Source organism: Rhodohalobacter sp. (genome assembly GCF_041686455.1).
Taxonomy (GTDB): Bacteria; Bacteroidota; Rhodothermia; order Balneolales; family Balneolaceae; genus Rhodohalobacter.
Map to the genome: position 1 here is coordinate 1 of NZ_JAWLDW010000021.1, position 21,736 is coordinate 21,736.

General features: G+C 39.5%; 25 protein-coding genes. 5 read left to right on the top strand and 20 right to left on the bottom strand.

Annotated elements, in window-relative coordinates; translation table 11 throughout:
- From ACESM0_RS04475 to ACESM0_RS04485, 3 genes are all read right to left on the bottom strand, one after another.
- The coding region (locus ACESM0_RS04475; protein WP_372904057.1) for an exodeoxyribonuclease V subunit gamma at window positions 1-1,569 on the bottom strand (1,569 nt) is incomplete at its 3' end.
- Between the two features lie 118 nt (window positions 1,570-1,687).
- On the bottom strand, window positions 1,688-2,077 hold the full coding sequence (locus ACESM0_RS04480; RefSeq protein ID WP_372904059.1) for a hypothetical protein: 390 nt from the start codon (window positions 2,075-2,077) through the stop codon (window positions 1,688-1,690).
- A 5-nt stretch (window positions 2,078-2,082) separates the two neighbouring features.
- Window positions 2,083-2,835 carry a ParA family protein gene (locus tag ACESM0_RS04485; protein WP_372904061.1) on the bottom strand — a complete coding sequence of 251 codons (753 nt, stop codon included), beginning with the start codon at window positions 2,833-2,835 and terminating at the stop codon, window positions 2,083-2,085.
- 478 nt (window positions 2,836-3,313) lie between these two features.
- On the opposite strand from ACESM0_RS04485, the gene ACESM0_RS04490 reads away from it, so the two are divergent.
- From ACESM0_RS04490 to galE, 3 genes are read left to right on the top strand one after another with little or no spacing between them, the layout of a single operon-like run.
- The gene (locus ACESM0_RS04490) at window positions 3,314-3,682 is read left to right on the top strand and encodes an acyl-CoA thioesterase (RefSeq protein ID WP_372904122.1); all 369 of its coding nucleotides are present in this window, start codon (window positions 3,314-3,316) and stop codon (window positions 3,680-3,682) included.
- Window positions 3,683-3,685: 3 nt separating this feature from the next.
- The gene (locus ACESM0_RS04495; protein WP_372904063.1) at window positions 3,686-4,033 is read left to right on the top strand and encodes a taurine dioxygenase; all 348 of its coding nucleotides are present in this window, start codon (window positions 3,686-3,688) and stop codon (window positions 4,031-4,033) included.
- A 24-nt stretch (window positions 4,034-4,057) separates the two neighbouring features.
- On the top strand, window positions 4,058-5,074 hold the full coding sequence (gene galE, locus ACESM0_RS04500) for a UDP-glucose 4-epimerase GalE (protein ID WP_372904065.1): 1,017 nt from the start codon (window positions 4,058-4,060) through the stop codon (window positions 5,072-5,074).
- 8 nt (window positions 5,075-5,082) lie between these two features.
- Here the strand turns inward: galE and ACESM0_RS04505 are convergent, their stop codons facing one another.
- Window positions 5,083-6,168, bottom strand: coding sequence for a M20/M25/M40 family metallo-hydrolase (locus tag ACESM0_RS04505; RefSeq protein ID WP_372904067.1), 1,086 nt, complete (start codon window positions 6,166-6,168; stop codon window positions 5,083-5,085).
- Window positions 6,169-6,307: 139 nt separating this feature from the next.
- Between ACESM0_RS04505 and ACESM0_RS04510 the strand changes: the two genes are divergently transcribed.
- On the top strand, window positions 6,308-6,748 hold the full coding sequence (locus ACESM0_RS04510) for an acyl-CoA thioesterase (protein WP_372904069.1): 441 nt from the start codon (window positions 6,308-6,310) through the stop codon (window positions 6,746-6,748).
- Window positions 6,748-8,010, top strand: coding sequence for an HD domain-containing protein (locus ACESM0_RS04515; RefSeq protein ID WP_372904071.1), 1,263 nt, complete (start codon window positions 6,748-6,750; stop codon window positions 8,008-8,010). Before ACESM0_RS04510 ends, ACESM0_RS04515 begins: the two co-directional genes overlap by 1 nt.
- On the opposite strand, the gene ACESM0_RS04520 is transcribed toward ACESM0_RS04515, so the two are convergent.
- From ACESM0_RS04520 to pfkA, 16 genes are all read right to left on the bottom strand, one after another.
- Window positions 7,991-8,995 carry a response regulator gene (locus ACESM0_RS04520; RefSeq protein WP_372904073.1) on the bottom strand — a complete coding sequence of 335 codons (1,005 nt, stop codon included), beginning with the start codon at window positions 8,993-8,995 and terminating at the stop codon, window positions 7,991-7,993. The two genes, ACESM0_RS04515 and ACESM0_RS04520, sit on opposite strands and share 20 nt — an antisense overlap.
- A gap of 186 nt (window positions 8,996-9,181) precedes the next feature.
- Entirely contained in the window at window positions 9,182-9,652 is a 471-nt protein-coding gene (locus ACESM0_RS04525; protein WP_372904075.1) for a dihydrofolate reductase, read from the bottom strand.
- The gene (locus ACESM0_RS04530; protein WP_372904077.1) at window positions 9,649-10,497 is read right to left on the bottom strand and encodes a thymidylate synthase; all 849 of its coding nucleotides are present in this window, start codon (window positions 10,495-10,497) and stop codon (window positions 9,649-9,651) included. The genes ACESM0_RS04525 and ACESM0_RS04530 overlap by 4 nt, the downstream gene beginning before the upstream one ends.
- A 13-nt stretch (window positions 10,498-10,510) precedes the next feature.
- Entirely contained in the window at window positions 10,511-11,893 is a 1,383-nt protein-coding gene (mgtE, locus tag ACESM0_RS04535) for a magnesium transporter (protein WP_372904079.1), read from the bottom strand.
- Between the two features lie 85 nt (window positions 11,894-11,978).
- The gene (gene rnc, locus ACESM0_RS04540; RefSeq protein ID WP_372904081.1) at window positions 11,979-12,740 is read right to left on the bottom strand and encodes a ribonuclease III; all 762 of its coding nucleotides are present in this window, start codon (window positions 12,738-12,740) and stop codon (window positions 11,979-11,981) included.
- Between the two features lie 5 nt (window positions 12,741-12,745).
- On the bottom strand, window positions 12,746-13,990 hold the full coding sequence (gene fabF, locus ACESM0_RS04545) for a beta-ketoacyl-ACP synthase II (protein ID WP_372904083.1): 1,245 nt from the start codon (window positions 13,988-13,990) through the stop codon (window positions 12,746-12,748).
- Window positions 13,991-14,023: 33 nt separating this feature from the next.
- Window positions 14,024-14,260, bottom strand: coding sequence for an acyl carrier protein (locus ACESM0_RS04550; protein WP_372904085.1), 237 nt, complete (start codon window positions 14,258-14,260; stop codon window positions 14,024-14,026).
- Between the two features lie 126 nt (window positions 14,261-14,386).
- Window positions 14,387-15,130: a 3-oxoacyl-[acyl-carrier-protein] reductase gene (gene fabG, locus ACESM0_RS04555; RefSeq protein WP_372904086.1), complete on the bottom strand. Its 744-nt coding sequence runs from the start codon at window positions 15,128-15,130 to the stop codon at window positions 14,387-14,389.
- Window positions 15,130-16,014 (bottom strand): ACP S-malonyltransferase, encoded by an 885-nt coding sequence (gene fabD, locus ACESM0_RS04560; RefSeq protein ID WP_372904088.1) that lies wholly within the window; start codon window positions 16,012-16,014, stop codon window positions 15,130-15,132. The genes fabG and fabD overlap by 1 nt, the downstream gene beginning before the upstream one ends.
- Complete coding sequence (locus ACESM0_RS04565; RefSeq protein ID WP_372904090.1) at window positions 16,014-17,003, bottom strand: beta-ketoacyl-ACP synthase III; 990 nt, start codon at window positions 17,001-17,003, stop codon at window positions 16,014-16,016. The genes fabD and ACESM0_RS04565 overlap by 1 nt, the downstream gene beginning before the upstream one ends.
- 16 nt (window positions 17,004-17,019) lie before the next feature.
- Window positions 17,020-18,003 (bottom strand): phosphate acyltransferase PlsX, encoded by a 984-nt coding sequence (plsX, locus tag ACESM0_RS04570; protein WP_372904092.1) that lies wholly within the window; start codon window positions 18,001-18,003, stop codon window positions 17,020-17,022.
- 15 nt (window positions 18,004-18,018) lie between these two features.
- Entirely contained in the window at window positions 18,019-18,198 is a 180-nt protein-coding gene (gene rpmF / locus ACESM0_RS04575; RefSeq protein ID WP_372904094.1) for a 50S ribosomal protein L32, read from the bottom strand.
- 17 nt (window positions 18,199-18,215) lie between these two features.
- Window positions 18,216-18,728, bottom strand: a complete 513-nt coding sequence (locus ACESM0_RS04580; protein ID WP_372904096.1) for a YceD family protein — start codon at window positions 18,726-18,728, stop codon at window positions 18,216-18,218.
- A 41-nt stretch (window positions 18,729-18,769) separates the two neighbouring features.
- Window positions 18,770-19,408, bottom strand: coding sequence for a deoxynucleoside kinase (locus ACESM0_RS04585; RefSeq protein WP_372904097.1), 639 nt, complete (start codon window positions 19,406-19,408; stop codon window positions 18,770-18,772).
- A gap of 7 nt (window positions 19,409-19,415) precedes the next feature.
- Window positions 19,416-20,702 (bottom strand): glucose-6-phosphate isomerase, encoded by a 1,287-nt coding sequence (locus ACESM0_RS04590; RefSeq protein WP_372904099.1) that lies wholly within the window; start codon window positions 20,700-20,702, stop codon window positions 19,416-19,418.
- A 2-nt stretch (window positions 20,703-20,704) separates the two neighbouring features.
- Complete coding sequence (gene pfkA, locus ACESM0_RS04595) at window positions 20,705-21,673, bottom strand: 6-phosphofructokinase (protein ID WP_372904101.1); 969 nt, start codon at window positions 21,671-21,673, stop codon at window positions 20,705-20,707.
- Between the last annotated feature and the right edge of the window lie 63 nt (window positions 21,674-21,736).

Genomic DNA, 21,736 nt, shown 5'->3' on the forward strand with positions numbered 1-21,736 from the left:
CTTTGGATGATTAATAATCTGTCGACTATCGTTCAGAAAGTTAAAAAATCTATTAAATACCGCCCAGTGTTCTCTGTCAGCAATTGTCTTCACGCCTTCATAACGATCAAAGCCAAGATGTCCAACTCTGTGGCTTCCTATAATGTCACCATCCCAGATTCTCTGCAAGGCACGTTTCCATGTGTGTGTTTTCTGTTCCGGCTGTCCCCATTCTTTCCGGTGTTCCTCATCAATTCCCCAAATGATGTAGTTATCCTCTAACCACTCTTTAACCTTGGAAGCTTCCGATTCAGAAATTTTAAAACGCTCCAGTACAGGTTTTGACTGAAACAGGAAGAATACATCATCAAATCGAAAACGAGACGTAAGCAGATTCAAGAATTCCAGAAAAGTATTGGTTACTTGCACAGATTCTTGAAAACCAGACGAGGGTGTTCGGTAAGGAATTTCAGGAAGCCCCTCTTCCTGCACACCAAAAACGGCATCTATCACTTTTTCATATGGAGCAAGGTCCGGTGTAACGACCAATATATCATCCGGCTTTAGAGTCGTATCTGTTTCAAACCGTTCAAGCAGAAATTGATGCAGCGACTCGATTTCCCTCAAGCGACTGTGGCAAGAACGAAACTGGATTGACTCGTCGTTATCAAATTCATAATTCTCATCAGGTCTGTTTTTGGAAATCCTGCTTTTAACTTCATTTAGGAGTGATCTAGAATCAAACTCAGAAAAATCTGTAATCTCTTTATCAGCAATGGATTTGTAGATCGAATCGATACTTACCGACTCTTCTGCCAGTGAATTCAGAATTGAACAGTCGTACTCTTTGCAAATATTCTCAGTCACCTTGTTTTGATATAAATACACCGGATACTTTTCGGAGTAGACTTTCATAAAAAGAGCAATGGATGCAGGGATCAAACCGGGATTAAAAACAAACAGAGTTTTTTCTGAAACTTTGTCTTTGCGTTTAAACTCTTGTTCAGCTATTTCAAACAGTTTAGCTTTATGCTGACAGACCGGCATTTTAAATGATTTGTCCCATCGTTCAGTTAATAGCTTCCAAAGGTCAGCCTGCCACTTTTCATCTTCTGAGCCGATTTTACCTGCATCCCATTTTAAAATCATCTCAGGACGATAGATCAAATATTGATCATACACGGAAGCGAGCTGACGGCTTAAATTCAGTGTCGCCGTTTCCCTCATCTCTTCGCTCTGTTCTGATATGTATTTATAGAGACGATCAAATTTTTTCAAAACGTCAGGCTCCGAAAGCAAACTGAACAGGGTCCACTTCATCGGTTCAGGGTCAGAAGGAAGCACTTTTGGTAAATCAGGATAGAACTCTCGAATTTGATTCCAGTGCCACTCTGCAGGCATCATAAACCGGTAGTTTGCCGCAATTCCAAACTTCTCAGAAAGATATAGCTGAAGCCATTTTGCTGAATCCCGATTAGGGACTAAAATGGTTTGAGATTGGAATGGATCATCCGGCTTTTGACTCTTCAAAGAATCGGATAAATGATCCGCAAGTGCGGTTAGCTGATTGCCGCTGTAATATGAAATCATATGCTCTCTGAGTTAACTAATTGACGATCAGCGTCAATGTAAGAATCAGCAGTGACAAGTTCTGTCACCCGTCTGAAAAAGAGAGTAAAATATATTAGTTAGATAAGAGAGACGGGGTTTAATAACCTTCGATATATTCTTCGATGGCGTCTGTAACTACAGCTGAGTACGATCGGTTAATTTTTTCGGCATACATTTTCAATCGATCAATGAGATCGACTTCGAGGTAATAGCTGGCTACTTTTTTCTTTGGCGGATCTTCTTCAACAGGGTCCGGAACATCCCTTTCTACAAGGTGCTGAGATATCTCGTCCTCATTTCTACGATTATCACCCAAATCCTGAAGCTCTTTATTAAGGTTAAATTCACCGCTATAACTACTTTTTACGCTTCTAAGAGGTTTACGTTTTTCACCTCCATTCATGTCAGGAATAAATGAGTACTCAGATTCGTCAATTTCTCTAGAGCCAAAGGGGAAATGGCCTAAACTTTTTTTGGTGATATCCATATCTGCTAATGACCGTTTCTTATTTCTTTCGCAAGCATTTGATAATCCTTGGCACCGTTACTTTCACTGTCATATTCAAATATTGTTTTGTGATGACTCGGCGCTTCCGCTAATGCTACATTATCTCTAATAACGGTATTAAATACTTTTGATCCAAAATAATCCCTAATATGACCAACCACCTCTCGATTCAGGTTTTTACGGTTATCATAGAGAGTACAAAGAATACCTTGAACTTTTAAGTTTTTATTTAATCGCTTTTGAACGATTTGAATAACATCCATTAGTTTTGATAAACCATGCAATGCCAAATATTCCGACTGAAGTACAATGATAAGTTCATCAGAAGCTGTAAATGCGTTAAGAGTCAGTATACCCAGGTTTGGCGGGCAATCCAGCAAAACAAAGTCATATTTATCATCAACCTCATCCAATGCATCTTTAAGCAGCATTTCTCTGGCCGGTACATTTACAAGCTCCATTTCAGCACCTGAAAGCTCGATCGAAGAAGGAAGTATATCGAAAGAGTTATGTTTCATAATCGCATCAGAAACAGAAACACCATCTTTCAAAACATGATAGATATTTTTGTCAATCCGGTTGGAATGAAGTTTTAATGAAAAGGTAAGATTAGCCTGAGGGTCCATGTCCACTAATAGTACCTTATAACCCAGATTACTGAGCCCGGCGCCTGTATTAATGGTAGTTGTGGTTTTCCCCACCCCTCCTTTCTGATTTGTGAAAGCAATTTTTCTCATGGTACGTCTTATCGAAACATTCGCATTTTTCTCTAATAGAAAGAGTAAGAAAACTAAATTTTGTTACAATTTATATTATTTAATATAAATATAAAAGAAAAAGGGCACCCGTTCAGAGCACCCTCTTTGCCGTTATTTGATTGTCGATAGTACGTCTTGGAGTTACTACACAAATATCTACATTTCAGATTATCTAATTGTTACATAAATATTAAGTTTGAGGGATTAATATTTAAAACTGTTTCACTCATTTTTTATAGCCGTGTTCAAGTCACTAGTGCATCTGATTCCATTTTAATGATAGTCTGTTAATACGAATCATTAAAAAGGTTTTTTATTCTTACCTTTATCAACATAGTATTCAAGTTTTATATGAAAAATCTGAATAATAGAATTTGTGATCTCGAATCTTCTATACAGGAATCTACTAAATCAATAAACCATCAAAGCTTTACTAATGCCCGATATTCATGAAGGAATGCGTTTTTTCAGCCGAAAGTTGATTAAACCACAAGATCTTAATGCACACGGTACTCTGTTTGGGGGAAGTGTTTTAGCCTGGATAGACGAAGAAGCAGCCATTTATGTTATATGTCAACTTGGTAAAAGCAATATAGCCACAAAATTTATGTCGGAGATAGACTTTGTTAGTTCTGCCGAACTGGGTGATATTATAGAAATTGGAATGGAAACCGTAAATTTTGGCAAATCTTCCATTACTGTAAAATGTGAAGTTCGACATAAATTTACCAAAGCAACCATAATTCGAATTGAAAAAATCGTATTTGTCCATCTTGATGAAGAAGGACGCCCAACTCCTCACAATATTAATAAGCCCGTAAACTGACTTATGGCAAATCAAGAAAATCTGGTTGATGTACAATTAGTTCGGGACATGCTCTATGACGACGATGGCTATATAAATGAGTTCTCCAATGCCTCGATTCAGTCCTTTGGCGAATTCAAGAAGCATTTTAAAGAGTCTGTACTGGCCAGGGAAATGGACGAACTGAGGCGAGCCGGGCATAAAATTAAACCGATAGCCATGATGCTCAATCTCGATCAATTGCTGGAAATGTATGAATCATCCAAAACATATCTTGAAGAAAACAGATCCACAGAAGAGCTGACCAATCTTACCCAAAAGATGGATACGTATTGCGAAAAAGTGATTGCTGAATTTAACGAACTCATTTAATTAAAGAGAAATTATAGACTATTTATGAAGACTGTTCTCGTTACCGGAGGTACCGGATTTATTGGAAGTCATACCGTATTGGAACTGTTAAACGCCAACTATGACGTAGTTGTCATGGACAATCTCTCCAACAGTAAAACAGAATCGTTAAATCGAGTTGAAAAACTGACGGGTAAAACAGCAGATTTCCATAAACTTGATCTACTCGATAAAGAGGGACTTCGTAAGTTATTTAGTAACTACGAATTCGATTCAGTAATACACTTTGCAGGATTGAAAGCCGTTGGAGAATCCGTAGAAAACCCACTCCTCTATTTCAAGAACAACATTTCCGGTACGGTTACTCTTTGTGAGGTAATGCAGGAATTTGGCGTAAAGGATATCGTTTTTAGCTCTTCTGCAACCGTATATGGAGACCCGGAAGAATCTCCTATCCCGGAAGACAGCCCTGTTACATCAGTTAATCCATACGGCCGAACAAAATTGACAATAGAGTATATTTTAAAGGATCTCTATCAATCCGATAACGAATGGAATATCGCCCTTCTCAGATATTTCAATCCGGTTGGAGCTCACGAGAGCGGACTAATTGGTGAAGACCCAAATGGAGTTCCCAATAATCTGATGCCGTTTGTAACTCAGGTTGCTGTCGGTAAATTGGATAAACTTCGGGTTTTTGGAGATGATTATCCCACCCACGACGGCACAGGTGTAAGAGATTACATTCACGTTGTTGATCTCGCCATTGGTCACCTTAAAGCACTTGAAAAATTAGACAAGGACCCCGGCGTGGTTACGTACAATCTGGGCACCGGTGAAGGATCAAGTGTTCTGGATGTTGTAAAAGCTTTTGAAAAAGCGAACTCAATTGAGATTCCCTACGAAATTGCTCCCCGACGATCCGGTGATGCAGCTATTTGCTATGCAGACCCATCAAAAGCTGAGAAAGAACTCGGCTGGAAAGCAGAGCGCAATCTCGAAATGATGTGTCGTGATGCCTGGAACTGGCAGCAAAAAAATCCGGACGGATACGAATCCTGAAAACTCAGTTATTCAAAAACTGAAAATGTCTGATCGGGCTCCATAGCAAGAATTGATTCTGTCATGAGAGAAATCAGAGCCTCAGCATCTTTCAAAGACGCCGTTTCCACCGGCGAATGCATGTATCGAATAGGCAAAGATATTAGTGCACTCGGAATACCTGTACGTTGATAGAATATACTGTCCGTATCTGTCCCCGTCCGTACGCTGGTTGCTTCATGTTGAATGGATATTTCTGCCTGTTCAGCTGCTTTCTCAACAAGTGAAACAACGGAAGGGTGGGTTGCCCCACCGTGCTGAACCGATGGACCTTCACCTAGTTTTATAGTACCGTGTTCTTTATTATTGATTCCCGGAGTATCTGTGGCGTGCGTAACATCTGTCACTAAAGCAGCGTCGGGCATGTGACGGTAGCTCATCATTCTCGCTCCAAATCCACCTACCTCTTCCTGTACAGAGTTAAGTGCCATTACATTTACTTTTAACTCTTTTTTTCTCTTTCTCAAGCGTCTCAACACCTGTGCAATTACAAAACCACCAATTCGGTTATCAAGTGCACGGGCAGCTATAATTTCATCATTTAAATACTCCACTTCATCGGTGTAGGTTACCGGATTTCCTACTTGCACAAGCTCCTGAGCCTCCTCTTTACTGCTGGCTCCGATATCAACATAGATATCTTTCCATGCGGGTTGTTTACCTCCTCCATTTTTTGAATCCTGTAAATGGATTGCCTTATTTCCTGTTACCCCCAAAACTCTTCCATTCTTACTATGAATATAAACACGTTTAGCCCTGGCAATGGTTGAGTCACTTCCACCCAGTTTGTTAAGCGTAACAAATCCATCATCTGAGATATGCTGAACAACCATTCCGATTTCATCTGCATGAGCTTCCAGCATAATAGTGGCTACGTCCATATTTGTCTCAATTTTGGCCACTACAGATCCATATGCATCGCTTTCCACCTTATCAGAGTATTTCTTTACATATTCACGCCACACTTTTTGGCCCATTGATTCATATCCGGTAGGGCTGGGAGTAATAAGTAATTCTTCTAAAAACGTTTGCGACTCTTTATCTAACATCATCATTTATTATTTACGATTTCTTTTTGCTTGAATATAAGCAACGGTTTGAACGATATCGCCTTTTATTCACGGTGAGATTTCAATTCATGTTTCATTGAATTTCTGTTTAACTTAAACCTTTTAATATTTTATATACTTCTTCATGATTAAACCAGAATATAATCCGGAAAGTTTTTTTCACTGGACCGAATTACGAGTTCGTTTCAGAGATCTTGATGCCTTGAATCACGTAAATAACGCGGTTTTCAATACCTATTTTGAGGAAGCGAGAGTACAATTCATCGAAGATATTCCGGAATTTAAATCTTCAGTTCAGTCAGGGTTCAGTTTTGTATTGGTTCATCTTGAGCTTGATTACATTAAACCGATTCTATTCAAGGATACCATACTGATTGGCTCGGCGGTTGAGGAATTCGGAAATAGCAGTATTCAAGGTTTTCAGGCGATTTATTCCAGACACAGCAAGGAATTGAAAGCAGTAGCCAAAACAACCGGTGTTTGGTTTGATCTGAATGAAAACAAGCCGGCCCGGCTGCCTGAATTAACAAACCCAGACAATTACTTATTTAAAGGGGCAAACTGATGGACAAAAGCAAACAGTACAAAATTTTCAGTGACCCTATTCATGGATTCATTTCTGTTCCAAAAGGCATCATTTTAAATCTGATCGATCATCCTTACGTTCAACGTCTTCGCAGAATTCGCCAGCTTGGACTTGGGTATTTAGTTTTCCCGGCAGCTGAGCATTCACGTTTTTCTCATGCTATTGGTGCACTTGAGCTTGGGCAGCGTGTTTTAAAGAATTTGCAGGAGAAAGATACCACCATCAGTGATCCTGAAATAAATGGAACACTCATTGCAATTCTCTTGCATGATATAGGGCACGGCCCTCTCTCCCATACTCTGGAACATTCCCTTATCAGAGATTTTAATCATGAAATGATGAGTCTGAAGATCATGGATAAACTCAACCGGGAGTTTGACGGAGCTTTAACTACGGCTATTGAAATTTTTACGGATCAATATCCAAAAAAATTCCTGCATCAGCTGATCTCATCTCAACTCGATATTGATCGTCTTGATTACTTAAAACGAGATAGCTTTTTCACCGGTGTATCAGAAGGTTCAGTAGGCATTAATCGGATTTTGAAAACCATGAGGGTGCTTAATGGAAATGTTGTTATCGAAAAGAAAGGCATTTACGCTATTGAAAATTACATTTTATCCCGCAGATTGATGTATATGCAAGTTTACTTGCATAAAACTGTACTCAGTGCTGACTCTCTGCTTAAAAAGATCTTTCGGCGGGTTAGTTTTCTGATTGAAGAAGGAGAACAATTAGAGATCCCCTCTACTTCACTTCAATATTTTCTGGAGAAGAAGCCTACGGCTAAAAAAGTAATAACCAACGAAGTGATGGAACATTATCTCTCTCTGGATGACCATGATGTTATGATTTGTCTCAAAGCCTGGGTAAAAAGCAGGGACCCTATCCTTTCAGACCTCACCTCCAGGTTCCTTAATCGTTCACTCTTCAGAACAACTTTTATTCACAAAAAAGGAGTTAAAAACTTAAAAGAAGTTATTTTAACAGAGACAAAGAGGTATTTAAAAAAGGCCGGGCTCCCCCACGACGATTTTTCCGCAGGATTTTATATAGACTTTGACAAAAGTTATTCAGAAGCCTACAAATATGAGAATGAGAGCATTTGGATCTTAGATGATGATCAAAAAGCCATTGAGTTTTCTAAAGCAGCCGATACAAAACATATCATTGCTTTAACTCAACCGGTTGTTAAACCCTATGTAGTTCACCCTAAGGAGATTAATTTAGATTTTCACTAACTGTATTCAGGATATCCGTAAGATCTTTCTCTTTGAAAGGTTTTCTTAGAAGTGCGTTAAATCCTTTGCTATGGAGGGTCTCTTTATTATTGTAAAATGAGCTGGCAGTAACAGCAACAATCGGAAGGTTTTCCAATGAATGCCCTTTCTTCCTTAAATATTTGGCAGCCTCTAACCCATCCATAACGGGCATACTTATGTCCATCAAAATCAGATCCACCGACTCATTTTCAAATTTCTTCAAAGCTTCCTGACCGTTAACGGCTTCGCTTACATCATAACCCATTCTCTTAAGCATGATCTTTAAAACCGTTCGATTGATCGGCACATCATCAACAATCATCACATGCTTTATCTCTATCTTTTCCCGTTTGGTAATAACATTGTCCGAATCATGATCCGATAGTAAATTTTGAATTTTGGTCTTTAACTCAAGAGATTGGGTATTTATAGTTTCTAAATATTCCCTGTTCTCTTCGTTGATATCTCCCTGACTTTTCAAAATCTCAGAGTATCCGACAATCGCATTCAAGGGAGTATTAATCTCATGTAACCAGTTTCTCTTTTCTTTCTTTCCTTTTCCGGTTAGTACGTGGTCTGAAATTTTAAAGAGGCTTCCTAACAGTTGACCATCGTGAGTTGTTACCGGAGCTCGAAGACATGTCACTCTGTGATTATTAAAGGTAAGTTCGGTAGACTTTTTTTGAGTTATGGAGTTTGAATTAAGAACAAACGATTTCAAATTTTCAGGAATCTTGATCTTAGAAAATGTTTGATTGTCAACGGATCCCTCATCAAGGTTGAACAGTTCCAAAAAGTGATTATTAGCAAACTTGAGAGTATTCTTTTGATCTAATATGAAATCAGCCGTATCGGAATATTTAGTAACAGCCTGAAGGAAATGATACTGTTCGTTTGTGGTTAGAGTAAAAGAATCCCTTTTCCTGTTTTTAATAAACAGATATGCCACTAGTGAAAACACCATTAATAGAGTTATTAAATAGATCTGATTAGTCAAACTGTAGAGCCAAATCTCATTCAATAGATATAATTGATATGTTTCGGTAATTGCTTCCATTATATAATAATAGAAACTAATGTATATATATCTCTTAGTGCAGTTAGTTTTTTTTAACTATAGGGAAACTGCTTCTGAAAGGCATATTTTTAGTTAAACTTTTTTAAGTTTAATAAAATCGAACTCATCATGCTCCTCTCTCCAGTACTCTTTCCAGGTTGAACCAACCTGATCTTTGTAATCTGGAAAAAAAGTGTCTCCCTCAAACTCCTTTTTTATTTCCGTTATAATGAGTTCATCAGCTCTGTCTATAGTCTGCCGGTAGATCTCTCCCCCTCCTATTATAAACACTTTCTCTTTGTCCATAAGATTCTCCAGGGCATTACCGATGGATGTAAAACTTTTTACATGGTTATAAGACTTCGACCTGCTTAAAACGATATTTTCACGACCGGGCAGTGGTTTTTCATTTAGCTCTTCAAATACAACTCTGCCCATAACGATGGGGTGACCTAACGTTTGTCTCTTGAAAAATTTTAGATCCTCACTGTAGTGCCAAGGAAGTTCACCATTTCTACCGATCACTAAATTAGGGTCATGAGCTGCAATCAATATCAACTTCATAAAGCCACCGGGAATTTAATTGGTGGGTCCGGATCGTATCCTTCGAGTTTGAAATCTTCAAACTCGAGCTGGTCAATAGGTTTGTTTGCAATTTTCAGGTTTGGGAGCTTTTTGGGTTCTCTTTTGAGCTGCTCTTCCAATCCTTCGATATGATTTTCATAAATATGTGCATCAACAATTGTATGTGCAAATATCCCTGGTTTCAACCCAACTTCCTGTGCTATTGCAAGTGTTAAAGCGGAGTAGCAAGCCAAATTAAAAGGAATCCCCAAAGCTATGTCGCCTGATCGTTGAGTTAAATGACAGTTCAACTTCCCATCACTCACATTAAATATATACATGATATGGCATGGTGGAAGCCTCATCTCATCTAATAAACCGGGATGCCACGTAGAAATCACAATTCGTCTGCTATTAGGATTTGATTTCAGCATGTCGATAGCGCGCTGAACCTGATCAAACTCATCGTACGACCATTCTTTGTCTCTGCTTTCTCCCTGTTTTGGGTATGAACTTCCATCCTTTGATTTAAGTGAAGGAAATCGTCTCCATAAAACCGGATAGATTGGCCCAACATATCCATCATCATCAGCCCACGCATCCCAGATATGAACATCTTTTTCATCCCGCAGCCATTTGATATGATCATCTCCTCTCAGGTACCATAACAGTTCATGAATAACAGATTTAAAATAAACTTTTTTAGTTGTAAGGAGAGGGAACCCCTCTGCAAGATCCACTTTGTAGAACTCAGCAAAGTTTGAGAGAGTATCGGTTCCGGTTCTGTTTTTTTTTCGAACACCGTGCTCTAATACACGACTTACAAGATCTAAGTAGGCTTGCATAATTTTTTTCTGATTAAAGTACAACTCCTGTTAACAGTGCGACAGCAATGCTGAAGTAGATGAATATTCCGGTAACATCAACCAAGGTAGCTACAAATGGTGCTGAAGTAACAGCTGGGTCTAAACCGACTTTCGACATAATAAATGGCAACATGGATCCGCTTAAATTTCCAAATAGAACAACACCAATCAAACTCATTCCAACGGTTAAAGATTGCAGAAAAACAGTTATCGTAAAAGGTTCACCTCTGAAAACCATCCAGGTAGAAATAACTACCGTACCCATTATTCCAAGAACAGTACCTAAGAGTAACCCGGACATCAGTTCTCTTTTGAGAACCATTAACCAATCTGATAATTTTAAATCGTCAGTTGAAATAGCTCGAATAATCAAGGTGGCAGCCTGAGAACCTGAGTTTCCACCACTTGAAATGATCATAGGTATAAACAGTGCCAGTACAGCTGCTTTAGCCAGTGTATCTTCAAAACCGGCCATAGCTGTTACGGTAAACATTTGTCCCAAAAAAAGTAGAACTAGCCAGCCAACACGCTTAAGGACCATTTCAGAAATGAGTGTCTGAGAATAGTTGTTATCCAAAGCACTCATACCGGCCATCAACTGCATATCTTCTGTAGTTTCCTCTTCAGCAACATCAAGCACATCATCAACGGTAACGATTCCAACTAAAATGCCATCAGAATCCACCACGGGAAGAGCCACACGATCGTACTTACTTAACATTTTAACTGCCTCTTCCTGGTCATCAAATGCGCTGAGTGCTTCAAAAGATTTGTCCATGATATCTTCAATTTTCAAATCGGGATCAGCAATAATGAGCTGATTTAATCGAAGATCATCTATCAGTTTTTCCTCTTCATTTACTACATAAATTACGTTAACCGTTTCAGCATTACGGCCATATTTTCGAATATGACTCAGGCTGCGGTCTATCGACCAATCTCCTTTAATTTTCACATAATTGGTGGTCATCAAACGGCCAACACTTTCCTGAGGATATCCCAAAAGCCGACGTACCTGGGCAATATTCTCAGAATCCATAGAGTTCAGCACTCTTTGTGTTAAGCCACCCGGGAGCTCCTCCATTAGAGCAACTCTTTCGTCGGGCTCAAGATTGTTCATTACATCACTGAGTTGCTGACGACTAAACACTTCTAACAGCTCAACACCTTTGCCTGAGCTCAGGTATGTAAAGACGTCTGCGGCTTTACTTTTTTTTAGCAGACGAAATATGACAACTGCAACCTCCGGTTCAAGGTCCTCCAGGAGTTCAGCAATATCAACAGCCGGGACATCTTCCAGTGATTCCTTGATCGTGATCCACTCTTTTTTACGGATCAGCTCATCAAATTCGGGTTTTAGCAGTTGTGCAATCATTTCTTTAATAAAATATCAGAGGCTTCTGATTGAAAGGTTTTCAAAGATAAATCAATCAATCTGCAGAAGCTAACTGATAAAAAATTTATTTTTTAACTTCTAATTTCTCTATGGCTTTTTTAGCAGCAGCCTGTTCTGCTTTCTTTTTGCTTTTCCCGATTCCGCAACCGAGTTCTTCTCCTTCGAAATAGACCGCTACCTCAAAAGTTTTATCATGTCCCGGCCCTTCTTCAGATATTACTTTATAGACAGGTAAAAATGAACTTTCAGACTGAAAATGTTCCATTAAAACACTTTTATAGTTGTCTATCTTGTTTTCCAAAGTCTTAAAGTCCAGGAATCGATTTACATTACTTAGTACAAAGCTAAATGTAAAAGAGTAGCCTTTAGAGATGTAAATAGCCGCAACTACCGATTCGTACACATCGGCCAATATACTTTTTGAAAACTCTATGCCCTGTCCGGACGATCGTTCTCCCACTTCCAATACTTTATGAAACTCCAGGTTCTCGGCAATTGCCGCTAGAGTATCTCCTTTAACAATTTTTGAGCGCAGTTTAGTGAGGAATCCTTCGTTTTGAGTAGGATATTTTTCAAAAAGAATTTCGGTGACAATGAGATCAAGAACAGCGTCGCCTAAAAATTCAAGGCGCTCGTAAGTTTCGTGCGACTCATAAAGTTCACTATCAACGATAGATCGATGACGAAAGGCTTGTGTGAAAACCGGTCTATCTTTAGGTGGTATTGAAAAGCCAAGAGAATTTTCAAGAGTTTTAAATCGAGCTAATGGCTCAGGTTGATTCGAAGCAGAACCTCTTCTAAACCATTCCTTGAGCCGATCTATCATAGACTTTACTCTTCAAATTTCTTGAATACCAGTGTGGTATTGTGACCGCCAAAACCAAATGCATTGTTCATTGCATAATTTAAGTCTCTGACTTCAGCTTCGTTAGCGGTGTAATTCAGATCACATTCGGGGTCGGGAGTTTCCAAATTAATTGTTGGAGGAACAGTACCATGATAAATAGACAGCAATGTTGCTAAAGATTCTGCAGCACCTGCAGCACCCAGCATGTGCCCCGTCATGGATTTCGTGGAATTTAAATTAATTTTATATGCGTGATCTCCAAAAACTCGCTTAATTGAGTTGGTTTCCGCAATGTCGCCAAGCGGTGTGGAAGTGCCGTGCATATTGATGTGATCTACGTCTTCCGGTTTAATTCCAGCCATCTTTAGAGCATTTGTTAATGCAAGATGAACTCCATTTCCATCAGGATCGGGAGCAGTTATATGATAAGCATCTGCTGAAAACCCGTATCCGACAATTTCTCCATATATTCTGGCACCTCTTTCAAGTGCTGAATCCAAAGATTCGAGAAACATCATTGATGCGCCTTCTGACAAAACAAAACCGTCTCTGTTTTTATCAAAGGGTCTTGATGCTTTTTCAGGATCATCATTACGGGTAGAAAGCGCCTTCATGGATGAAAACCCGGCTATTCCAATTTCCCATACCGGAGCTTCAGTACCTCCGCAGAGGGCCATGTCTGCGTTACCATACTTAATCTGGTCATACGCAAGGCCAATATTATGAGATCCTGTTGCACACGCCGAAACAGCACAGAAGTTTGCACCTCTAAATCCATATTTTATGGAAATTTGTCCGGCAGGCATATCCGGGATCAGCATTGGAATAAAAAATGGTGATACACCTCTAGGACCGTATTTATCGTGAGACAGTGATTGATCGTAAAAGGTTTTCATTCCACCAATGCCGGTACCGATTAAAACAGCGACACGATCTTTATCAATTTTTTCAAGATCTATTTTACTGTCTTTGATGGTTTCATCAGCAGCAATCATCCCATATTGCGTAACCGGATCTAACCTTCTGGCTTCCTTTCGATCGAAGTGATTGTTAGAATCGTAGTCTTCAATCTGACCGGCAAACTTGGTTGGATAATTGGATGTGTCGAAGTGGGAAATTGGGCGTACACCACTTTTACCTGAAACAAGACCGTTCCAGAAATCCGGAGCGGTCTTACCCAGTGGTGTAAACGCGCCTATGCCCGAGATAACGACTCTGCGTTCAGTCATTGGCGGTTAGTTAGTTTATAAAGTTTAGTAAAACTAAGACTTTTCTTGAATATACTTAACGGCATCCCCAACGGTGGCGATGTTTTCAGCATCTTCATCAGGTATACTTAGATCAAATTCTTTTTCGAATTCCATGATCAGTTCAACGGTATCCAGTGAATCAGCACCAAGGTCGTTAGTGAAGTTAGCATCTGCTACAACTTCTGATTCATCAACACCAAGTTTATCAACTATAATGGATTTTACTTTTGCTTCAACATCTTGTGACATATGAGTCCTATCGATTTGAATTATTGGTTTATAAGTGTGTGTTAAGTTTTTTTTGACATGCAGAAAATACAACATATCAGTGTAAAAAAACATGAGTCATAAAAGACTCTGCTAATTTATAAAAAATTACATTGCCATACCGCCATCCACGCGTAGAACTTCTCCGGTGATATATGAACTTAGGTCTGAGGCTAAAAAAGCAACAACGTTAGAAACTTCATCAGGATTACCTGCGCGCCCTAACGGTGTTTCTTGTTTAATGGATTCTAAAACTTTTTCGTCAAGGCTTTCTGTCATTTCGGTCATAATATATCCCGGCGCAACTACATTAGCTCTGATGTTACGACTGGCCAATTCTTTAGCGTATGACTTGGTAAACCCGATTAAACCGGCTTTTGATGCAGAATAATTACTTTGGCCTGCGTTACCGGAAATTCCGACAACAGATCCAATATTTATCACAGATCCTCCTCGTGCTCTCATCATAGGTTTAGCAGCCGCCTTACAGTAATTAAATACACTTTTTAAGTTGGTATCAATAACTGCATCCCACTGCTCCTCGTTCATGCGTAAAATGAGATTATCTTTTGTGATACCTGCGTTATTAACTAAAACATCCAGAGAACCCCACTCTTTGATAACTTTTGTAACTACATATTCAGCTTTTTCAAAACTAGCTGCGTCCGCTTGTAGAGCTAAACCTTTTGAACCTGATTTCTCAATTTCTTTTACAACTTCATTGGCTGCATCTGCAGACCTGGAATAAGTTAGAGCAACGTTCGCACCCAATTTTGATAGCGTCAGGGCTATAGCTTTACCAATTCCACGGCTGCCGCCGGTTACAATACAATTTTTATCTTTTAAATCCATTATTCGTAGCCTTCAATGTTTACATTTTTCAAAGTTCGCTTCACAAGTCCTTGCAACACTTTTCCGGGTCCTATCTCAATAAAATCAGTTGCACCGGCAGACTGCATATTTTTCAGTGTATCCGTCCATTTAACCGGGTGTGTTAACTGAAATATTACGTTCTCTTTAATGATATCCGGATCTGTTGTACCCTCTCCTGTAACGTTGCTGTAAACCGGAATTTTAGCTGTAGAAAAATCAATTTCAACTACCCTTCTCTTAAAAGATTTGTAAGCCGGTTCCATAAGTGGGGAATGAAATGCTCCACTTACCGGTAAAAGTTTTGCCAGTCGACAACCTTGCTCTTTAGCCATTTCAAGCGCTTCTTTTACGGCTTCTACATCGCCGGAAATAACCAATTGACCCGGTGAATTGTAGTTAGCTGCAACAACGGGCTTTCCTGCTTTGTTTGTAGCTTCCTCACAAATACGATCTACAGTATCGTCATCCATCCCAATGATGGCTGCCATTGTTCCGGGCTGTTGATGCCCTGCCTCCTGCATCAATTTTCCCCTTAAACTCACAAGGTCCAGAGCAGTCTCGAATGATAAAGCACCTGCTGCCACCAAGGCACTAAACTCTCCCAGACTATGCCCCGCTAACATATCAGGCTTCACGTTTATTTTTTCGAACAGCGCAACTGAATGTGTAAAAATTGCCGGTTGAGTAAACTTCGTTTGGGTCAGTTTATCCTGAGGCCCTTCAAACATAATCTTTGAAAGTTCATACCCCACAATTTCGTTAGCCTGGTCTATTCTCTTTTTAAACTCAGCATCTGAATCATAATGATCCTTAGCCATCCCGACTTTTTGTGAACCTTGTCCCGGAAAAAGTATCGCTTTCATTATTTACTCCATTTTAAATAGATAGCACCCCATGTCAATCCACCGCCAAAAGCCGAAAGTATGATCTTGTCACCTTTATTTAATTTATCTTTCCAGTCGTATAAACAGAGCGGTATGGTTGCCGCGGTGGTATTACCATACTTATTAATGTTAATCATAACTTTGTCTTCGCTGAGTCCCATTCTTCTGGCTGTAGCATTAATGATACGTAAATTTGCTTGATGCGGCACCAGCCAGGCTACGTCATCGGGCGATAGATTATTTTTCTTCATTATTTCCAGCGATACATCTGCCATTCCTTCCGTTGCTTTTTTAAATACAGTCCGGCCATCCTGCCTGATATAGTGCATTTTATTTTTAACAGTCTCTTCAGTTGCAGGGTTTAAACTCCCACCTGCCGGTTGATAAAGCGTGCAATTTTCATCACCATCTGTGTATTGCACAAAATCAACGATACCTTCATCCTCGTCGGTCTCTTCTAGAACAACCGCTCCCGCACCATCACCAAAAAGAATGCATGTGGTTCTATCTGTAAAATCCATAATAGAACTCATTTTATCAGCTCCAATGACCAACGCTTTTTTGATACGGCCAGATTCAATCATTGAACCGGCTGTTGAGAGTGCAAACAAAAAACCAGAACAAGCTGCTGAAAGATCAAACCCGAAAGCTTTTTTCGCTCCAATTCTCTTCTGAACCAAAGCTGCTGTTGCCGGAAACAGATAATCGGGTGTAACAGTAGCCACTATTATTAAATCGATCTCTTCTGCATCAATATCCGCATCTTTTAGAGCATCTTCTGCAGCATTTGTAGCCATGAACGATGTAGCTTTATCGGGATCTTTTAGTATTCTGCGTTCAGCAATTCCCGTTCTTGATCTGATCCACTCATCATTGGTATCTACGTGCTTTTCCAGTTCTTCGTTTGTCATCACATAGTCGGGAAGATATTTACCCACCCCTGTGATTTTTGATCGCTTTAAAGCCATTAAATTACTTGTAAGATTAGTTTAGAGAAGCTACAATTTTATCATTCAGCTTATGACTAACGCATTGAGCAGCGTTTAAAATCATATTTTTGATTGCCATTGGTGAACTCCCACCGTGGCCAACCAAACTTGTTCCATTAACGCCCAAAAAGGGTACTCCTCCTACATGTTCATAGTTGAAAGTGTTGAGTCCTTTTGTGAGTATTGTGTATAGCTGTTTCTGAACTTCAGGAGCTACCTGTTCCTCTTCCATCGTTTTTGATAGAAGCATTTTTAATACACCGGGTATAGACTCACCGAACTTGAGAATTACATTACCTGTAAATCCATCGGTGAGGTAAATATCTGTGGCTCCGTATAAGATATCTTTTCCTTCAATATTACCTTTAAATCCATCCAGATCACTTAAAACCTTGTAAACTTCTTTATGGCAATCTGTACCTTTTTCAGGTTCTTCTCCAATATTAAGAAGACCAATGGTGGGATTGGATTTATTTAGAATTTCTTTTGCAAAAATGGATCCCATTTTTGCAAATTGAAGGTACATTTCCGGTTTAAGTTCCAGATTTGCACCTGCATCTATAAGTAGGCTGATGCCCTTGAGGGTTGGATAAGTCGCAGATATAGTTGGCCTCATCACACCTTCAAGTTTTCCCAGAATAAAGGTAGATGCTGCCAATAGTGCGCCTGTATTACCGGCGCTCACAAATGCATCACATTTGCCCTGTTTGTGCGCAGAAATCCCAAGCGTAATGGAAGAGGCTTTCTTGCTTTTAACAGCTGATGATGGTGATTCGTCCATCCCAATTACTTCGGGAGCATGTTGTATATGAAGTCGACTTTTATCGTACTCAAGTCCAAGTAGTTCCTTTTGTACTAAATCTTCCGGCCCTAAGAGTAATATCTGAATTGAATCGTCAATTTTAAGGGCATCAACAGCACCAAGTACAGGATTTTTTGGATAATGATCTCCGCCTGCAGCATCAACAGCTATCAGCATTTTTCGCTTATTTAATTATTTAGAAACATTCAGTACCTGTCGGCCACGGTAGTAACCGCACTCCATACAAACATGATGGTACCGATGCATAGCTCCGCAGTTTGAGCATTCAGCCAGTGGAATTTCAGCTACCCTGTGGTGTGACCTTCTTTTATTTCTGCGGGTTTTGGATGTCTTTCTTTTTGGATGCGCCATTTTTACAGTTTATTGATTTACTTTAGTTTTTTCAGTTCTTCCCACCTGGGATCAATCAGTTCCTCTTCATCTGGTTGAGGACCAAACGATTGAGTTTCAAATTTTTTCGGTTTTCCATCTGAATCTAACAAGTCAGGATGAATTTTACGAATCGGAAGATTCAATAAAATAGTATCTCTGACCTCTTTGTCTATACTAACAACCAGATCATCCGTCGGTATTTGTTTTATTGCACCTTCATCTGTTTCACTTTCTTCAACTGGGTTTGGTTCAAATAGAATATGGTATGAACCTTCCGTGTTGTAAACAAACGGTCTCAATGTTCGGTCACAGATCAAGTTAAGATCCGCATCTACATTAAACTTCACCTGAATAAAATGATCTGTCTTATAAAAATTAATATCAACAGTCGCTTTTACCAGTGAAACTTCATCATTAAAATCAAGTTCAGCACTCCCAAGAGCAATAGTTCTATTGCTTTCACCATCAGGTATTTCCTGGAGCCGAAATGTTAGTTTTGACGTATTCACGATAGCTTACAAAAATAAAAATATATCTTTTGGAAAGCAATTTAATTAAACAATCCGTAGAGCCGCTGTTCTACAAGTGTAATAACTTTTCCAAGATCTTCGCTATTATTTACAAAATCGAGATCATCTGTATTGATAATCAGCTTTTGATGTTCATAACGCTCAATCCAGTTTTCATACAAACCGTTTAACCTTTCCAGGTATTCAATCCGTATCGTATTCTCGTAGTTTCTACCCCTTTGTTGTATTTGCCGAACAAGAGTTGGCACTTCTGCTCTAAGATAAATTAGCAGATCCGGTGGCCTCAGGTAGTTAACCATCTCGTGAAACAGAGCTTTATAATTCTTGTAGTCTCTGTCGGTCATCAATCCCATATCGAACAAGTTTTTGGCAAATATTTCAACATCTTCATAAATGGTTCGATCCTGAATCAAATTCAAATCGGACTCCTGAATCTCTTTTTGATGGCGGAACCTGCTCGATAAAAAGTAGATCTGAAGGTTAAAACTCCACCGCCTCATATCATCATAAAAATCTGACAGATAAGGATTATCGTCTACGGATTCGTAATATGGCTTCCAGTTAAAGTTTTTACCTAAAAGTTTGGTAAGGGAAGATTTACCTGCGCCAATATTACCGGCAATAGCTACGTATTTATTTTTGCTATTTATTTTATCCATTCTCAGATTATTTTTTGCCTAACAAACGATACATCGCCTGTTTATAATTCTCTACTCCGGGTTGATTAAATGGATTTACATTTAACATATAGACATAAACAGCAGTCATTAGCTCATAAAAATAGATCAGCTGCCCCAATTGTTGAGCATTCAGCTTTTCGATTATGATCTTTACAACCGGCACTCCTCCTTCCAGATGAGCTTGTACAGTTCCCTGTTGAGCGCTTTTGTTTATTTCATGAAATAGCTTGCCATCCAAATATCCAAGCTGATCCGTATCTGAATTCACTTTTGGTACGCTGAATTTTGAAATTGGGGAGTCCACCACAAAAAGTGTTTCCATCATATTACGTTGCCCCTGCTGAATCATTTGCCCAATACTGTGCAGATCTGTCGAATATCCGGCAACTGCGGGAAATAATCCCATGCCCTCCTTGCCTTCACTTTCACCAAGCAGCTGCTGAGTCCAATATGCAAAGCCCATCAACTCAGGCTCAAAAGATCCGATAACATCCAATGCTACTCCTTTTTTATGCATTAAGTATCGAAATGCAGAGTAATTAAGTACAGTTTCAGTATCGTTTTCCAAATGCTCATACTCAGAAACAGCGCCATAATAAAGTGTCTGTATATCAATACCGCCAACGGATATTGGTAGTAAGCCAACCGGGGTTAATACGGAGTATCTTCCGCCAATATCTTCCGGGATGATATACTTTGAATAGCCCTCTTCATCAATAATCTTATTCAGAACGCCACCTGTTTCACCGGTTGTGGCAATAATTCTATCTTTTACATCATCATAAAACTCATGCATCCATTTTCTGATAGTCCGAAATGCCAATGCCGTTTCAAGCGTTGAACCTGACTTTGATATCACATTCAAATAAACGCTTTTAGGCTCACCATCACTTTTTGGCGTCTGTAAATACTTCATCAACTGTTCCAGGTACCGACCACTCATATGGTGGCCTGCAAACAGGATCTCAGGTCCGCTTGAGTTGAAGGGAAGGTTGAGCGCTTCAATAATGGCTTTCGCTCCGGTAAATGATCCTCCAATTCCGCAAACAATAAAAACATCTGCGTCTTCACGAATTTTTGCTGCATGCCGGGCTATCCTGTCCAGTTCAGCATCATTTGGCTCTGCCAGAATACGACGCCAGCCAAGCCAGTCGTTACCGGGACCTGTTCCGTCTACAACTTTTGTAAATGCATTATTTGCAAGATCGATAGCTTCTTCAAATTCACTATCCTCTATAAACCCCAGTGCTTCATTTAAATCAACGTTAATCATTACTACCTCAACATTTTTGCTAATTCAAGCAGATCAAAATTGATGTCTTTTTTCTTGCCGAAAGTCATCTTGAGCGGGGTCAGTTTTATTCTGTTATTTACTACACCAACCATAACCTGACTATGCCCCTCTTTTATGACAGTAACAGCTGCCGATCCTAGTCGGCTTGCTAAGACCCTGTCTCTCGCAGTTGGGTTACCACCGCGTTGTACGTGACCCAAAATACAAACTCTCATTTCGTATTTACTGAAATCGGGTTTCAGTTCTTCAGATATTTTGAGAGCACCGCCTGTTTCGTCGCCCTCAGCAATTACAACCAGGCTGCTTCTTTGCTGTTCGCTTAAAACTTTATTTAATGATGATTTAACTTCATCAATATCCGTAAGAGATTCAGGAAGCAAAATGAGTTCTGCTCCACCCGCAATACCCGTTTCAAGAGCAATAAAACCTGCATCACGTCCCATCACTTCTACGAGAAAAAGTCGATCGTGTGCGTCGGCAGTATCACGTATTTTATCGATTGCTTCCATAGCTGTATTTAGCGCAGTATCGTAACCGATCGTTTCGTCTGAGCCAACCAAATCGTTATCAATAGTGGCAGGCACACCTATTACATTAATATCATGCTCATTACCCAGCAGAGCTGCACCCTGAAAAGTACCATCACCGCCAATAGTAATAAGAGCTTCTATATCATGCTTTGCCAATATTTTTGCCGCCTTTTTTCTTCCTTCCGGGGTACGAAACTCATCGCACCTTGCAGATTTTAATACCGTTCCACCTCTCTGAATAATGTTAGAAACGTCATTAGAGCTTACTTCAAAAATATCACCGGTTATTAATCCCTTGTATCCATGTCTGATTGCAACTACTTGTAAATCAATTGAATGCGCAGTTCGAACGATTGCTCTGAATGCCGCATTCATACCTGGGGAGTCTCCCCCACTAGTGAGAACACCTATTTTTTTCAAAATTCAAAAATTTAGATTCATAGTAAATTTGAATAAGTTGTAAAACTAAACAGCCCTTCATCC

Bases quoted from the DNA above. Each gene is read 5' to 3' on its own strand.
- plsX (WP_372904092.1), bottom strand. From the start codon at position 18,003: ATGCTGATAGCTGTTGATGCTGCAGGCGGAGATCATTATCCAAAAAAT.
- rpmF (WP_372904094.1), bottom strand. From the start codon at position 18,198: ATGGCGCATCCAAAAAGAAAGACATCCAAAACCCGCAGAAATAAAAGA.
- ACESM0_RS04530 (WP_372904077.1), bottom strand. From the start codon at position 10,497: ATGCAAGCCTACTTAGATCTTGTAAGTCGTGTATTAGAGCACGGTGTT.
- fabF (WP_372904083.1), bottom strand. From the start codon at position 13,990: ATGACTGAACGCAGAGTCGTTATCTCGGGCATAGGCGCGTTTACACCA.
- mgtE (WP_372904079.1), bottom strand. From the start codon at position 11,893: ATGATTGCACAACTGCTAAAACCCGAATTTGATGAGCTGATCCGTAAA.
- fabD (WP_372904088.1), bottom strand. From the start codon at position 16,014: ATGAAAGCGATACTTTTTCCGGGACAAGGTTCACAAAAAGTCGGGATG.
- ACESM0_RS04585 (WP_372904097.1), bottom strand. From the start codon at position 19,408: ATGGATAAAATAAATAGCAAAAATAAATACGTAGCTATTGCCGGTAAT.
- ACESM0_RS04505 (WP_372904067.1), bottom strand. From the start codon at position 6,168: ATGATGATGTTAGATAAAGAGTCGCAAACGTTTTTAGAAGAATTACTT.
- ACESM0_RS04590 (WP_372904099.1), bottom strand. From the start codon at position 20,702: ATGATTAACGTTGATTTAAATGAAGCACTGGGGTTTATAGAGGATAGT.
- ACESM0_RS04485 (WP_372904061.1), bottom strand. From the start codon at position 2,835: ATGAGAAAAATTGCTTTCACAAATCAGAAAGGAGGGGTGGGGAAAACC.
- ACESM0_RS04490 (WP_372904122.1), top strand. From the start codon at position 3,314: ATGCGTTTTTTCAGCCGAAAGTTGATTAAACCACAAGATCTTAATGCA.
- ACESM0_RS04510 (WP_372904069.1), top strand. From the start codon at position 6,308: ATGATTAAACCAGAATATAATCCGGAAAGTTTTTTTCACTGGACCGAA.
- galE (WP_372904065.1), top strand. From the start codon at position 4,058: ATGAAGACTGTTCTCGTTACCGGAGGTACCGGATTTATTGGAAGTCAT.
- fabG (WP_372904086.1), bottom strand. From the start codon at position 15,130: ATGGATTTAAAAGATAAAAATTGTATTGTAACCGGCGGCAGCCGTGGA.
- ACESM0_RS04480 (WP_372904059.1), bottom strand. From the start codon at position 2,077: ATGGATATCACCAAAAAAAGTTTAGGCCATTTCCCCTTTGGCTCTAGA.
- ACESM0_RS04525 (WP_372904075.1), bottom strand. From the start codon at position 9,652: ATGAAGTTGATATTGATTGCAGCTCATGACCCTAATTTAGTGATCGGT.
- ACESM0_RS04520 (WP_372904073.1), bottom strand. From the start codon at position 8,995: ATGGTGTTTTCACTAGTGGCATATCTGTTTATTAAAAACAGGAAAAGG.
- ACESM0_RS04495 (WP_372904063.1), top strand. From the start codon at position 3,686: ATGGCAAATCAAGAAAATCTGGTTGATGTACAATTAGTTCGGGACATG.
- ACESM0_RS04515 (WP_372904071.1), top strand. From the start codon at position 6,748: ATGGACAAAAGCAAACAGTACAAAATTTTCAGTGACCCTATTCATGGA.
- ACESM0_RS04565 (WP_372904090.1), bottom strand. From the start codon at position 17,003: ATGGCTTTAAAGCGATCAAAAATCACAGGGGTGGGTAAATATCTTCCC.
- ACESM0_RS04550 (WP_372904085.1), bottom strand. From the start codon at position 14,260: ATGTCACAAGATGTTGAAGCAAAAGTAAAATCCATTATAGTTGATAAA.
- rnc (WP_372904081.1), bottom strand. From the start codon at position 12,740: ATGATAGATCGGCTCAAGGAATGGTTTAGAAGAGGTTCTGCTTCGAAT.